The sequence below is a fragment of the Microcoleus sp. Pol12A5 genome (assembly GCF_036701435.1).
Lineage (GTDB): Bacteria > Cyanobacteriota > Cyanobacteriia > Cyanobacteriales > Microcoleaceae > Microcoleus.
Genome location: NZ_JAUBQU010000068.1, coordinates 22,513 through 35,987, shown reverse-complemented (window position 1 = coordinate 35,987; position 13,475 = coordinate 22,513). Strand labels below are relative to the sequence as shown.

The following is a 13,475-nucleotide window of genomic DNA, read 5'->3' as shown; positions in this document are numbered from 1 at the left end:
ACGCCCCGCAGCCAGAGCACTAAGCCGCCAAATAAACCGATTCCTACTAAAATTAAGAACCCGACAGAACCTTCTCTTACAGTTCGCGATCGCATATTACCTCCTTAGTCATTGGTCATTGGTCATTGGTTATTAGTCATTCATCATCGGTCATTTCAATCTAAAATCTAAAATCTAAAATCTAAAATTGGCTGACTATCCAAGCGCTTGAATTGGCCCAGTAACACTGCCGCTAAAAAATTGTCCGATCAGTAAATTATCTGTCGATGCAATATCGCTGACAGTTCCCTCCCACTGCACTTTGCCTTGATAAAGAAACACGATGCGATCGGCAGTGCGGCGGATGGTACTGTCTTGGTGAGTGACGATCGCATAAGTGCTGCAAACACCTTGGGCCGCCTGCAAGTCGCGGATTAAATCTTCAATTACCGTCGAAGCGATCGGATCTAAACCCGCCGTCGGTTCGTCGTACAGCAAAACCTCTGGATTATCCCTGTCATTATCAGGATTCGCCATGATAGCGCGGGCAAAACTTACCCGCTTCCTCATTCCCCCAGACAACTGCGCCGGATAGCGTTCGCCAATTCGCGGCAAACCCACCATCTCCAACTTTTCCTGCACCAATTCCCGAATGCGGCGGCGCGGCAGCTTAGAATGCTGGTAAAGTAAAAAACCGACATTCTCCTCCACCGTCAGCGAATCAAACAAAGCCGCTTGCTGAAAAACCATCCCAATTCCGATCGGATCTGCCACGTCGTCCACCCATCCGACCCTGCGCTGTCCCTGAACAAAAACCTCACCGGCATCCGGGGCCAACAAACCCGCAATTATCCGCAGAATCGTAGATTTCCCCGTCCCGGAAGGGCCAATAATTGCCAGGGCTTCTCCCCGATAAATCCTCAGATCGACTCGATCGAGGATCGGGTTCTGGCCGAAGGACTTACTTACTCCTTTGAGTTCGATTAGCGGCTCAGCCATAAGATGTTATCAATAAGTTGTCAGTCCTCAGTCCTCAGTCTAGCTAATGACTAATCATTAATGACTAACAACTAATGACTTAAATTGACTGCCAGAATCAAAACTCTCTTGTATTGTAAATTTGTCTGCTCGAGCTGTTCCCATACCTTTAAGACTAATTAACCATGTCAATTAGTTCATTTCCTAAAGCCCTCCGCGTCTTGGCTAAAGCCAAGCAGGTTTTTGCCCAATCCAGAAATCCTTACGCCCCTTCTTTGCGGAACGGGCGAGTTCACCAGTGGTTTAAGTGGTTAGCCCCCGGACTTTTAGTGAAACGGTGGCTGCTGATCAGTGCCAGCGGCGTGGTACTTGCCACTTTGGGTTTAGCGATTTGGACTGGGATGACTCCCATTTTCTTCTTATTGCAATTGTTGAGAAATTTTTTGGCGTGGATTGCGGAAGTTATTCCCAATTACGTGTCGGGGCCGATCATCATTGCTGCCGGGATTTTGTTAATTCTGTGGGGGCAAACTCGCAGTTTGAACTCTATTACTCAAGTGCTGATGCCCGAAGGGAATGAGGAATTGGTCGATCGACTCCTCAACCACCGCCGCTTGCACCGCGGCCCGAAAATTGTGGCAATTGGGGGCGGTACCGGTCTTTCTAATTTGCTCAGGGGATTGAAGGATTACAGTGCCAAAATCACTGCTATTGTCACGGTGGCGGATGATGGGGGGTCTTCGGGGCGGCTGCGGCGGGAAATAGGGGTATTGCCACCGGGAGACATTCGCAATTGTTTGGCGGCTTTGGCAGATGAGGAAAAGTTATTGACTGAGTTATTTCAATATCGCTTTCAGGCCGGTGACGGTTTGATGGGTCACAGTTTTGGGAATTTGTTTTTGACGGCGATGAGCGATATTGCTGGAGATTTGGAACAGGCGATCGCCGCGAGTTCTAAAGTTTTAGCCGTTAGGGGAGAGGTGCTGCCTGCTACTCTGAGCGACGTGTCTTTGTGGGCTGAACTGGCTGACGGCCGGAGGATTGAAGGGGAGTCCAGCATTACAAAAGCTAACGGAAAAATCCTCAAAATAGGCTGTACTCCTGCTCATCCTCCCGCATTACCTAGGGCTGTGGAAGGTCTTCGGGAAGCGGATTTTATTATTATTGGGCCGGGGAGTCTTTATACGAGTGTCATTCCGAATTTGTTGGTGCCGGAAATTGCTGATGCGATCGCCAACAGCGAAGTTCCGCGCATTTATGTTTGCAATATTATGACTCAGCCGGGGGAAACTGACGGATACAGTGTTGCAGACCACATTCGGGCGATCGACCGCGCTTGCGGCAGGCCGCTGTTCGATGCTGTAGTCGTTCAAGGAAAAGTCCCTTCTGCAAAGGCTTTGATACGCTATTCTCAGGAGAATTCTTATCCGGTTGTGCTCGATCGAGAAGCCGTAACGCAATTGGGGCGGCGAGTTGTCATCGCCAATGTCATGGATGAAGATGAAAATACGGGTTTAATTCGCCACAATTCTCAAAGGTTGGCGGGGATGTTGCTGCGTTGGTACGGCCGCGCCCAGAACATTTAAGCTGCTGACTGCTGAATGTTTACTGTTTACTGTTTACTAATGTTATTAGTTATTAGTTATTGGCTATTGGCAGCCACCAGCGAGTAACAAATAACAAATAACCAATAATAAATGATTCATGACTAATTATTGAAATGAAAACTTTGCTTCCCGATTCTGAGGCTACGCGCAAGTTTGGTGTTGCGTTAGGTCGATCGCTCCCCGCCGACACTGTAATCTTATTACAAGGAGATTTAGGTGCGGGCAAAACTACCTTGGTTCAAGGCATCGCTGAAGGTTTAGGAATCTCAGACTCGATCGAAAGTCCTACTTTTACGCTAATTAACGAGTATTTTACAGGGCGAGTTCCGCTGTATCATCTAGATTTGTATCGACTGGAACCCGAAGAAGCGGAGGCTTTGCACTTAGAAAGTTATTGGGACGGGTTAGAAATGGATTTGGGAATTGTGGCGATCGAATGGGCGGAAAGATTGCAGTACAAACCCGAAAATTATTTGCAAATTTCTTTAAGTTATTTAGATAACGGGCGGCAAGCTGAAGTAATTGGTAATGGCGAGTTATTGGATTGGCAATGGGAAAAGTGAGAAAGGGCGATCGAACTTACTGCGGACGGTTGACACGAATCAATTTGCCTCTCAAACTTTCTTCACCAGCAATAGCATCATTGATGCGTCTTGCCAACCTTTCTAGATTTTTATCGTCTGTACAGACGATAATACCAGCATGGTCGGGTTGTTGAGCGTGCAAACGAATGAAATGCCGACGATTTTGCGTCATAACCGCCCGATCGTTATTCACAGCAAAGGCTAATACTTCGGGGTCATCATCTCCGGCATTTCCTGCCTCTTGAATAGTCAGGGCATCGTGACCGAAATTTCGCAGCAAAGCCCCAACAGGAAACGGGAACTGTTCATCTGCATAGAGACGTGCTATAAATTATACTTCCTGCATCATTGCTGCTGCTTCTTCTCGGAGTGCTGTTTCAATTTCTTCGGAGTTAGCCTCAGCATAAGTCCAGACATTTACTAAGTTTGCAGCATTCAACTGGGGATAAAATTGTAGAAGTTCAGCATCACTTGAACCTTGACAGCGCCAACTCACGAACAGCCAAACTGGAAGTCGAGTTTTGGCAATGCAAGCATCGCCGCCACACACGTCGGGAGTTTTGGTAATTCCTGGCCAGCTATTGTTTAAACTTTCGGTTAAAAGCCGGATGGCTTCAGCTTTCTCACTCGGAGTTAAGGCCAGGAGTTGTGTTTTTAGTTCTTCGAGGAGCATGGGTAATATTGCCTTTGCGATGCAGGAATACCCAATTCTAACACTTGAGTTAAATTCAAGCTTACTCAGCGTCAAATGTCAAGGCTTCTCCCCTCACATTTGTATCCAATTTACCCTTCTCAAAAACAACTTTTCCTCCAACAACAGTCACAACTGGCCACCCAGTCAAACTCCAACCTTCAAAAGGACTCCAGCCGCACTTGGTCACCATTTCTTCTCGCACCACAGGTCGATACTTCTCCAAATCTACTAATACCAAATCGGCATCAAAACCAGGAGAAATCGCCCCTTTGTTGGGAATCTTATAAGCCTTAGCAACTGCCGCCGACATCCAATTAGCAACTTGTGCCACTGTACATCTTCCCTCTACTGCTTGCGTCAGCATCAAAGGCAAAGAAGTTTCGACTCCCGGCATTCCAGACGGCGTATTCGGATAATCTTGAGCTTTTTCTGCTAATGTATGCGGCGCGTGGTCGGTGGCGATAAAATCAATTACGCCGTCGAGTAAAGCTTGCCAAAGTATTTCGTTATCGCGGGGTTCGCGCAAAGGCGGATTCATCTGAGCTAAACTGCCAATTTTTTGATAGGCGCTGGTATTTAACAACAAATGCTGTGGCGTAACTTCTGCTGTCACCCAAGTCGGTTTTTCCTGGCGCAACAACTCAGCTTCATCCCCCGTTGAAAGGTGCAGAATGTGCAGACGCCGCTGATATTTATTAGAAAGTTTTAATGCTAGCTGAGTTGCCAATAAAGCTGCTTGGTTGTCTTGAATTTGCGAGTGCACGGCAACATCGGAAATCCCGGCAAATTCCTGACGCCTCTGGTTGATTCTAGCTTGGTCTTCTGCGTGCACGGCAATTAGTCGATCGCCTGCAGCAAAAATCGCCTCTAAAGTTGCTTCTCCATCCACCAAAAGCTGCCCGTGCATCGAACCCATAAACACCTTAATTCCCGGAGTCGGATTTGCAGTCAACAAATCCGGCAAATTCTCAGGCGTTGCACCAATAAAAAAGCCGTAATTCACCAAACACTTCTCGGCAGCGCGACTTAGTTTATCATCTAAGGCAGCTTGGGTTGTGGTCAGAGGTCGGGTATTCGGCATTTCCAGAAACGATGTTACGCCGCCTTTAGCGCAAGCGCAGCTAGCGGTAAATAAGTCTTCCTTGTGTTCTAAACCAGGTTCCCGGAAGTGTACCTGGGGATCGATTACTCCGGGTAACAGAGTTAAGCCTTTGGCATCTATTTCTCGATCGCCAGATTCGACAATTTCTGCAGCAACCTTGACAATTTTGCGATCGCAGATTTGCACATCTCCTACCAAAAACTCACCATTGGGCAAAAGAATGCGAGCGCGACGGATTAACAAACTTGATTTGGGAGTCATAAGATACCATTAATTGAGTAAACAGCGTGCTAGCATGGAAGCATTATTAAGTTTATAATTCGTATCCAGCTCAGTCACTACAATACCCTATGACTCGTCTAGACAAGTCAGCCGACGAAAAACCTCCGCAAGACACCGAAAATCCTTGGATCGAAGGAATTAAGACGATCGGCTTAGCAGCATTTTTAGCCTTTGGTATCCGCACCCTGGTTGCCGAAGCACGCTACATTCCCACCGGCTCGATGCTCCCAACCTTACAAATTAACGATCGATTAATTATAGATAAGGTCAGCTATCGATTCCAAGACCCCCACCGAGGAGATATTATCGTATTTATGCCTCCCGACCCGGCTAGTTTGTGCACGGGACAGCCGCCACCGATCAAAGATGCCTATATCAAGCGAGTGATCGGACTTCCAGGGGACACTGTGGAAGTCAGAGAGGGAAAAGTTTTTATTAACAAGCAGCCGCTACAGGAAAAATATATTGAAGAAATTCCGCAGTATCCCTACGGGCCTGTAGTTGTAGCTCCAAATTCTTACTTGGTGCTCGGCGACAACCGCAACGCAAGCTGTGACAGTCATTATTGGGGCTTTGTACCCAAGCAAAATATCATCGGTAGGGCAATTGTGCGTTTTTGGCCACTCAACCGTACAGGTTCGATCGACCCCACGCCCCTTTATCCCGCTAAAAATTAGCTACAACCCTCAGTAGGGTGCGCTAGGCGCACCTTACTACTACAGATTAATGAAGGTCAAAATTTAAAACTTGCTTAACTTCCGATCGTGCTGCCATTCCAGCAGATTTAGTACGATGTTTCGCGATCGAGAACTTTCACCACTTTGTTATACATCTCCTCTGCCTCTTGCTGCGAATTGCCGATACTCGTCAATCCCAATTTGCCAAACTCCGACAAACAACCCATTAAATGAAACACACTGCCCGTCTCTGTACCGCTGTCAAAGTGCAGTTGATTGTCAGCAATAATATCCATCAAATCGTTGGGTAATAATCCCCGATAGCGCTCTTTTTTCAAATTGTCTGAAGCGACATAATATTTCGGACGGCCCTGCTGGCTGTAAAATAATCCGGTAGTACGATCGTACCGACCGTTTGTTAACAGCTTCAAAGCCATAAAAGGATGAGTTGTTCCTCCTTTTCGTAAGTTAATTTCTATTGCTTGAAGATCCCATTTCCCATCGGATTGCTTTACAGCGAGAAAATCCACTCCAAATCTCTCTAAAGCCCCTTTTTTAGCTAAGTTTTGCCCGACTTTCCATCCCAATTCTTGCAACGCCAGTCGGTAAGATTCGTCCGCCGGAAATCGGCAACCCAAGAAAATTTGGCCGTCTGGGCCTCCTAAAATCTGGTCGTGAGTGGAGAGGATTTCTACTTCGCCACTGGGAATAATTCTGCCTTGAACACTGGGCGAGAACTTTTGTTCTCCTTCGATAAATGCTTCGGCAATTGCCCCTAATTCTGGAATGCGGCTGCTAAAATTTTCCCAGGTTTCGCCTGTGGATTGAAAGCGCAAATTATGGAAGCAATTCCCAATTGCCTTCGCTCTTTCTTGAGGCGCTTTACTTGTCAGGGAACGCAAATCTAGAAGTGCATTTCCTTCTCCCGAAAAACCTTCATTTAACTTAATTACCATCCGCTGCAAATCCGGCTGCCGTTCCCACAATTGAGCGGCAGCTTCTGCTAAATCTTCCGCATTCCAAACCAACTCGGAACCGTCAGGATAAGGCACGCCACATTCTTGGAAAATTTGCCTGCTGCCGCTTTTTGTTCCCCAATATAACAGATCGGGATCGCTGGCCCACAAAGGAATCCCCAATTTCACAGATAACTCGCGTTCTAAGGGCGTCGAGTTATAACAAACCATATAAGATTTTGTCGGCCGTACTGCTTGACGAATGCGCTCCATCAAGCGGGGGCGCTCTAAAATTTTCTGGGTGAGGGATTTGGCAGAAGCATCGTAAGCACTGAACAGCAAAAGCCGATCGCGCGCGTGAGAAAATGGAATTCCCGGCAGCAATTGCAGGTAATAATCCACAATCATCGGGTGCAAGGGCTCCGAGGTAATGTAAATTAAGCGCGTGCGGGGATTTCGCAGGCGAATCAATGAAAATAAATGTCGCTCTTCGTAGTGGTAAGCACCCTCAATTTTTCGCATTTCTTGCTGATCTAAGCTGACAGAAGGAATGATAATAATGTCACAATCTCCGCTGTCGAATTCTTCTATCGCTCGCCAACGTTCGCGTAATTCTGTCTGAAGATTGCGAAACTTCTGCGCCGATTCGGAAGGTGAATTATTTAACTCTTGCATTGCGTTTTATCCTAAGTATTCAAATAATTATTGCTGATGATGTCGGGTGTGTCAGCCCCAATAGTTGAGATAACTCACACAGTTTTTTTTCTAACGCACCTTACCGGGAATATTGACAAAAATGCCCAAATAGTGATTTAAGGTGCGTCAGTCGAAATATTTGAGGCAACTCAAACAGTTTTTTCTGACCCCGCCCAAAAACCTATACCGGACCATCTACTCCTGTCGTGAATATCTAAAAATTTTAGACCAAAGTTTAATCTCCCAGATTCATCTGTGGAATAAATCTAAAATCTAAAATCTAAAATCTAAAATCGACTGACGCACCCTACCGGGGACGATATTCGATTTCTGTCAATCTGTTCTAAGAAGCTCGCCGCGCTCGAAAAAGTCTGGCATACTGCAAAATTGGCTCTAAGCGGCGTTGATTTTGCTTGAGTGCCGATCGCAATTTTTCCGAAGGGCGGAACACAAAGGGAGCTGAATATTTGTTCAGCATCTCCATATCTGGCGACTGGCTCAGCAGCATCAGCCTCACGTCTTTGTCAAGCAAATAACTCAGAGAAAGCAAATCTCCCATGTTCGTAAAATCGTTGCCGCGATCGCTAATTACAATTGTATCTTTAATCGACCGATTAGCTATCGCCTCTTTGTTAATAATTTTCGCAACTTCAGCATTAAAATAGCTCAAGTCTTTGCTCCACCAAGTATCAGAAAAAGCGCTGACCGTACAAGAGGCTACACTTGCTGTAAATACCAAGGCTAAAATGACTTGCCAAAACCGCTGCTGAGTTTTCAGGTAACTGGCGAGCAAGTAAGCAACTGCTAGCTGCACTCCGGGAAAGCAGGAAATCAGATAGCGGCTGACGGCGGAACGTTTGCCACCTATGATTAGATCCGGTAATGCCAGTATCAAAAAAGGTATAAAAATTGATGTTAAAATAAACAGCCAAGTTGAACTGCTAGCCTGGCGACAGATTTTGTAAAGGGCTGCCGCAATTAACAGCAAAAATGGCAATCTCAGCAGATAAGTCAAGATATTATCAAACCCGAAGTCGAAGTCAAAAAATAAGGCTGTAAAGCTGAGTGTCCACAATTTAACAAGATACAGCCAACCCGGAGATACTCGCGTCCAATCTGTCGTAGAGGAGGCACGTTCCAGGTTTGTCGCCAGCACGTAAATCCAGGGGATATACAATATTAAAGCTGCTGTTACTGCTAAGAAAAATTGGGAATTAGTTACGTGACCTGGCAATTTTGTTCTTTTGACAAACAACCAGTAAGAAATTATAAAAACTCCGTGTCCCATGAGTGTTAAACTGAAGAAAGGGTGAGTGTAGAAACCAAAGGCGATCGCCAGCGAGTAAAATACCCAATCTTGCCAACCCCGCAACCGCACTGCTCTCAGCAGCAGCCAACTGCTGCCAATAACTGTCGCTGTCAGCAAACTGTACTGCCTTGCTGTCTGAGCAAACAATATGTCAAAGGGAGATAAAGCCAAAAGTGCTGTTGCTAATAACGCAGCCAAATTCGAGGCGAAAAGTTCCTGAGCTAAAGCGTACATCAAAGGCAACGACAGCAAACTCAATAGTGCTGGCAAACTGCGAGATGCTGTTAGAGAACTGCCAAATTGCTGCATCCACCAACGAGCCATGAGAAAGTATAAAGGCGGATGCTGCGGGTCTTCTAGTGCTAAAGAACGAATTGTGTCTGCTTCTGTACTTCCGGGTTTAATCCTCTGATATTTTTGCAATTCTGGTGCAGGAACAATCCGGTTTTGGAATAGTTCGTCGTCGATTTCTTGGCGTGTGAAACCAGCGGCGCGGATTGATGTGTAAGCTTCGTCGTGCCAGTACAGTTTGCGATCGATCTCAAAAAACCGAAATCCGATACCAAGTAAAATGCCGATCGCCAATAAGTTCATCAGCCAGCGGGAATTTTTGGTATTAACAGATGTGTCTTGATGTGTTGTAGATCCCATGCTTGTCCTAATTGTGGCGATTCCCTCCGGGATAGCTACGCTTCACGGAATTTGGAACTGTAGACCATCGTAAACCGCACTCCCAGAGCGATCGATACCCCGTACAGACCCCAACAGACGATCATTCTACCCTCTGCCGGATGCCGAATACCTCTACATCAGTGCCTTGTGAAAGCTGGCTCAGGCTCAACCACCTCGAAAATCAAGAATCTTCAACCAGATCCTTCCAGAACCTCCAGACCCCAAAAATAACTGCTAACATACGTGTTGTACAGTTAATCAACAAGCTCCGCAAGGGGTCTACCCGCATACCGCAAATGGCAAAAAAAGAAACGTCTATAAAAACTTCCACTGAAAACTCAGAAAAGCAAAAAGCCTTAACTTCCGTACTCTCCCAAATCGAGCGCAGCTTTGGCAAAGGAGCGATCGTCCGATTGGGAGACTCCACTCGCATGAGGGTAGAAACCATTCCCACCGGAGCCCTGACACTGGACATTGCTTTGGGCGGCGGTTTGCCAAAAGGCCGAGTCATTGAAATTTACGGCCCGGAAAGTTCCGGTAAAACCACTCTAGCCCTCCACGCGATCGCCGAAGTCCAAAAATCCGGCGGTATCGCAGCCTTCGTCGATGCCGAACACGCCCTCGATCCCACCTACGCCTCAGCTTTAGGCGTCGATATTGAAAATCTATTAGTTTCCCAGCCGGATACCGGCGAAATGGGCCTAGAAATTGTCGATCAACTCGTGCGTTCCGTCGCCGTCGATATCGTAGTAATTGACTCCGTAGCCGCCCTCGTCCCCCGCGCCGAAATCGAAGGCGACATGGGCGACTCTCACATGGGTTTGCAAGCGCGCTTGATGAGCCAAGCTTTGCGGAAAATCACCGGCAATATCGGCAAATCCGGCTGTACCGTCATCTTCCTCAACCAATTGCGGCAGAAAATCGGCGTAACTTACGGCAACCCCGAAACCACAACCGGCGGTAACGCCCTTAAATTCTACGCCAGCGTGCGGCTCGACATCCGCCGGATTCAAACCTTGAAAAAAGGCACAGAAGAGTACGGCAACCGCACGAAAGTTAAAGTTGCTAAAAATAAAGTTGCTCCGCCTTTCCGCATTGCCGAATTTGACATTGTATTTGGCAAAGGCATTTCTACTTTAGGCTGTCTGACTGACTTGGCCGACGAAATGGGAGTAATTATCAAAAAAGGTTCTTGGTATAGCTATAACGGCGAGAACATAGCTCAAGGACGAGACAAAGTGATCCAACACATGGAGAAAAATGCCGACTTCAAAAATGAAATTGAGCAGCTAGTTAAAAAGAAACTTGAGACTGGTGCTGTGGTTTCTGCTAATTCTGTTGCCCCTGTTGACAATGAGGATGAGGATGCAGAAGATCTAGACAATGTAGAAGATCTAGACAATGTAGAAGATGTAGATGATTTGGAAGAAATCTAAATCTTTTAGTCAATAAATCCGATAGCTGTTAGAACCCCGACTTTTTAAAGAAGTCGGGGCGCTGTTTATTCTGTTTTTTTAAGATGTAGGGGTAAAGCATTTGAGAGAATACAAATAACCCCGACTTCTTCGATGAAGCCGGGGTTCTAAAATAAGAGTATTTCACCACGTTGTTTAATGTTGAGGAGTTTGGTGAAAGGAAATCTCTAAAACTTCTATCTGTTGGTTGAGAGCAGCAGAGCGCTTCTGAGCATATTTGTCGTGCAGAAAAATAGTTAAGCCTACACCCACTGGCAACACAAAATAGATAAATCCCAGCAACATCTGAGCAATTTCTTCTTGCGCTGCTGCATCGATTTGAGGCACAGCATTAGGTTGACTTGTCGTGCTGTTGACTGGCTGCTGATTGGATTGCTCGATCGCCTGTGCTTTTACTTGCGGTTGAGCTTCCTGGGCGATCGCCCCAGAAGCAGTTCCCAAGCATCCAGCCACTGCTACACATACTGTCAGGAAACTAAAAAGTCTTGATTTAACCTTTAATCCGTTGTTCATAGCACTGATTGAGTGGCGAGATCCTTGCTGGGTTTCTGTTTCGGTTAAGCGTACAAGCATTTTTACTTACCTGTTATTAAAATAAATTTAATTTCTGTATTCAAATATACTGTTTTTTTTATTTTAATACAATAAGTATTTATTACTAAAATTGTGTTTAAATGCAATATCTGCATAAATTCCATGCGCCAATAGGGGTTTTGCTCACAAACAGTAACTTTATATACAATTTTTCCTCTGGACATCCACTTGAATTGGAACGCAACATTAAAGCGCGATCGTAAATAAACCGTTACCCCAAACAGTTAGAAAGTCAACTCGAAATTAATAATCTGTATTATTTATTAGGACAAGTTATATATGCTTCAAGGGCTATTATCGTTCAGAGGGCCTTTTCGGATTCTGAACCTGAGTTGGTTTGCTTTTTTCTTAACATTTGTAGTGTGGTTCAACTACGCACCCTTCAGCACAACGGTGCAGCACGATTTGGGATTGACAGTTGGGCAAGCCAGAATCATCAGTCTGTGTAACCTAGCTTTCGCAATTCCTGCACGTATTATTATCGGGATGTTGCTCGATCGCTTCGGACCTCGCATCACCTTCTCATCACTCCTGGTGTATGCAGCATTTCCGACTTTGGCATTCGCCTTTGCCCAGAACTTCAATCAATTAGTTTTGAGCCGTTTGGCAATGGGAATTGTCGGCGCTGGATTCGTAGTTGGCATTCGCTTAGTTGCCGAATGGTTTCCCCCAAAAGATATCGGCTTCGCTCAAGGTATCTACGGCGGCTGGGGCAACTTTGGCTCTTTTGCAGCAGAAGCAGCGTTACCCGCGATCGCGGCAGGAACAGCTTTTCTCTCAGTCGGACACACAAATTGGCGGCTGGCGATCGCCCTTACTGGAATTGCCACAGCAGTTTTCGGAGTCATTTTTTACTGCAACGTTCAAGACACTCCTCCCGGCAAAGTCTATCAGCGCCCGGCCCGCAACGGCGCAATGGAAGTCACCAGCGCCAAAAGCTTTTGGGCACTGTCGATGACTAATATTCCTCTATTTGGTGCCTTAGCTTTGATTGTGTGGCGCTTGCAGAAAGCAAATTTTCTGACTCCAAATGTGATGTACGCTATTTGGATTAGTTTGACAGCACTCTATTTAATTCAGGCTTACAAAGCCTGGGAAGTTAACCGAGAAGTTGTCACCGGTCAAAAACATTACCCACCTCAAGAACGCTATCAAATCAGTCAAGTATTCGTATTAGAACTAGCTTATGCAGTCAGCTTTGGTTCAGAGCTCGCTGTGGTTTCCATGTTACCAGAATTTTTTGAACACACCTTCAATCTAAATCATGCGATCGCCGGGCCTATAGCTGCTACCTATCCGCTGATGAACTTGGTCAGCCGTCCAGCGGGAGGCTTAATTTCTGATAAAATCGGCAGCCGCAAGTGGACGCTGACAGTCATGACGGGCGGAGTGGGATTGGGGTATTTAATTATGAGCCAAATTAGCGCCAACTGGCATTTAGCAATTGTAATTATCATGACCATGTTATGTGCCTTCTTTGTCTTCGCCGCAGCAGGTGCAACTTTTGGCATCGCGTCCTTAATTAAACGAGAAGTAACTGGTCAAATTGCCGGAAATATCGGTGCTTACGGCAGTGTCGGCTCTGTAATTTATGCGACTATTTATAGCTTTCTGCCCCAAACAGTGGCAGGCAACCGCAGCTTCTTTGAGCTACTCGGAACTGCTGCTGTAATTGTGTGCTTCCTTTGTGTTTTTATCCTAAAGGAACCAAAGGTTATTGAAAGCCAAGATTTGGCAGAAGAAGCTATGCTGCTGGGCCACTAAATGGCAAATCACGTTTTAAGTAGAACAAGTTAAAAAAACAGAACACCCAGAAGCTTGACTTCTTTATTTAATTAAGAAGTCAGGCTTTGATATGAGCCGTAGTTTA

12 protein-coding genes are annotated in these 13,475 nt (G+C 46.0%); 5 read left to right on the top strand and 7 right to left on the bottom strand.

Going from position 1 to position 13,475, the window contains the following annotated elements; genetic code table 11:
* Nucleotides 1–195: 195 nt before the first annotated feature.
* Nucleotides 196–978, bottom strand: a complete 783-nt coding sequence (locus QUA45_RS18180) for an ATP-binding cassette domain-containing protein (RefSeq protein WP_333221763.1) — start codon at nucleotides 976–978, stop codon at nucleotides 196–198.
* Nucleotides 979–1,142: 164 nt separating this feature from the next.
* Between QUA45_RS18180 and QUA45_RS18175 the strand changes: the two genes are divergently transcribed.
* Both QUA45_RS18175 and tsaE read left to right on the top strand, forming a co-directional pair.
* Nucleotides 1,143–2,543: a gluconeogenesis factor YvcK family protein gene (locus QUA45_RS18175; protein WP_333099091.1), complete on the top strand. Its 1,401-nt coding sequence runs from the start codon at nucleotides 1,143–1,145 to the stop codon at nucleotides 2,541–2,543.
* Between the two features lie 134 nt (nucleotides 2,544–2,677).
* On the top strand, nucleotides 2,678–3,127 hold the full coding sequence (gene tsaE / locus QUA45_RS18170; protein ID WP_333221762.1) for a tRNA (adenosine(37)-N6)-threonylcarbamoyltransferase complex ATPase subunit type 1 TsaE: 450 nt from the start codon (nucleotides 2,678–2,680) through the stop codon (nucleotides 3,125–3,127).
* Between the two features lie 16 nt (nucleotides 3,128–3,143).
* Here tsaE and QUA45_RS18165 read toward each other — a convergent pair whose 3' ends face one another.
* The 3 genes from QUA45_RS18165 to QUA45_RS18155 form a co-directional block, all read right to left on the bottom strand.
* On the bottom strand, nucleotides 3,144–3,476 hold the full coding sequence (locus tag QUA45_RS18165; protein WP_333221764.1) for a DUF5615 family PIN-like protein: 333 nt from the start codon (nucleotides 3,474–3,476) through the stop codon (nucleotides 3,144–3,146).
* 3 nt (nucleotides 3,477–3,479) lie between these two features.
* Complete coding sequence (locus QUA45_RS18160) at nucleotides 3,480–3,821, bottom strand: DUF433 domain-containing protein (protein ID WP_333221761.1); 342 nt, start codon at nucleotides 3,819–3,821, stop codon at nucleotides 3,480–3,482.
* Between the two features lie 61 nt (nucleotides 3,822–3,882).
* On the bottom strand, nucleotides 3,883–5,205 hold the full coding sequence (locus QUA45_RS18155; RefSeq protein ID WP_333099549.1) for a dihydroorotase: 1,323 nt from the start codon (nucleotides 5,203–5,205) through the stop codon (nucleotides 3,883–3,885).
* A gap of 89 nt (nucleotides 5,206–5,294) precedes the next feature.
* Here QUA45_RS18155 and lepB point away from each other — a divergent pair, with 89 nt between their 5' ends.
* A complete protein-coding gene (gene lepB / locus QUA45_RS18150; protein WP_015174642.1) occupies nucleotides 5,295–5,903 on the top strand; it encodes a signal peptidase I in 609 nt (202 codons plus the stop codon).
* Between the two features lie 107 nt (nucleotides 5,904–6,010).
* Here lepB and QUA45_RS18145 read toward each other — a convergent pair whose 3' ends face one another.
* Together QUA45_RS18145 and QUA45_RS18140 are read right to left on the bottom strand one after the other, a co-directional pair.
* Nucleotides 6,011–7,534 carry a peptide ligase PGM1-related protein gene (locus QUA45_RS18145; RefSeq protein WP_333099547.1) on the bottom strand — a complete coding sequence of 508 codons (1,524 nt, stop codon included), beginning with the start codon at nucleotides 7,532–7,534 and terminating at the stop codon, nucleotides 6,011–6,013.
* A 364-nt stretch (nucleotides 7,535–7,898) separates the two neighbouring features.
* Nucleotides 7,899–9,515, bottom strand: a complete 1,617-nt coding sequence (locus QUA45_RS18140; protein ID WP_333221760.1) for a glycosyltransferase family 39 protein — start codon at nucleotides 9,513–9,515, stop codon at nucleotides 7,899–7,901.
* A gap of 317 nt (nucleotides 9,516–9,832) precedes the next feature.
* Between QUA45_RS18140 and recA the strand changes: the two genes are divergently transcribed.
* Complete coding sequence (gene recA / locus QUA45_RS18135; protein WP_333099543.1) at nucleotides 9,833–10,972, top strand: recombinase RecA; 1,140 nt, start codon at nucleotides 9,833–9,835, stop codon at nucleotides 10,970–10,972.
* A 174-nt stretch (nucleotides 10,973–11,146) separates the two neighbouring features.
* Here recA and QUA45_RS18130 read toward each other — a convergent pair whose 3' ends face one another.
* Complete coding sequence (locus QUA45_RS18130; protein WP_333099541.1) at nucleotides 11,147–11,584, bottom strand: hypothetical protein; 438 nt, start codon at nucleotides 11,582–11,584, stop codon at nucleotides 11,147–11,149.
* 300 nt (nucleotides 11,585–11,884) lie between these two features.
* Between QUA45_RS18130 and QUA45_RS18125 the strand changes: the two genes are divergently transcribed.
* Nucleotides 11,885–13,369 carry a NarK family nitrate/nitrite MFS transporter gene (locus tag QUA45_RS18125; protein ID WP_333221759.1) on the top strand — a complete coding sequence of 495 codons (1,485 nt, stop codon included), beginning with the start codon at nucleotides 11,885–11,887 and terminating at the stop codon, nucleotides 13,367–13,369.
* Nucleotides 13,370–13,475: the final 106 nt, after the last annotated feature.

Bases quoted from the DNA above. Each gene is read 5' to 3' on its own strand.
- QUA45_RS18180 (WP_333221763.1), bottom strand. From the start codon at position 978: ATGGCTGAGCCGCTAATCGAACTCAAAGGAGTAAGTAAGTCCTTCGGC.
- QUA45_RS18175 (WP_333099091.1), top strand. From the start codon at position 1,143: ATGTCAATTAGTTCATTTCCTAAAGCCCTCCGCGTCTTGGCTAAAGCC.
- tsaE (WP_333221762.1), top strand. From the start codon at position 2,678: ATGAAAACTTTGCTTCCCGATTCTGAGGCTACGCGCAAGTTTGGTGTT.
- QUA45_RS18160 (WP_333221761.1), bottom strand. From the start codon at position 3,821: ATGCTCCTCGAAGAACTAAAAACACAACTCCTGGCCTTAACTCCGAGT.
- QUA45_RS18155 (WP_333099549.1), bottom strand. From the start codon at position 5,205: ATGACTCCCAAATCAAGTTTGTTAATCCGTCGCGCTCGCATTCTTTTG.
- lepB (WP_015174642.1), top strand. From the start codon at position 5,295: ATGACTCGTCTAGACAAGTCAGCCGACGAAAAACCTCCGCAAGACACC.
- QUA45_RS18145 (WP_333099547.1), bottom strand. From the start codon at position 7,534: ATGCAAGAGTTAAATAATTCACCTTCCGAATCGGCGCAGAAGTTTCGC.
- QUA45_RS18140 (WP_333221760.1), bottom strand. From the start codon at position 9,515: ATGGGATCTACAACACATCAAGACACATCTGTTAATACCAAAAATTCC.
- recA (WP_333099543.1), top strand. From the start codon at position 9,833: ATGGCAAAAAAAGAAACGTCTATAAAAACTTCCACTGAAAACTCAGAA.
- QUA45_RS18130 (WP_333099541.1), bottom strand. From the start codon at position 11,584: ATGCTTGTACGCTTAACCGAAACAGAAACCCAGCAAGGATCTCGCCAC.
- QUA45_RS18125 (WP_333221759.1), top strand. From the start codon at position 11,885: ATGCTTCAAGGGCTATTATCGTTCAGAGGGCCTTTTCGGATTCTGAAC.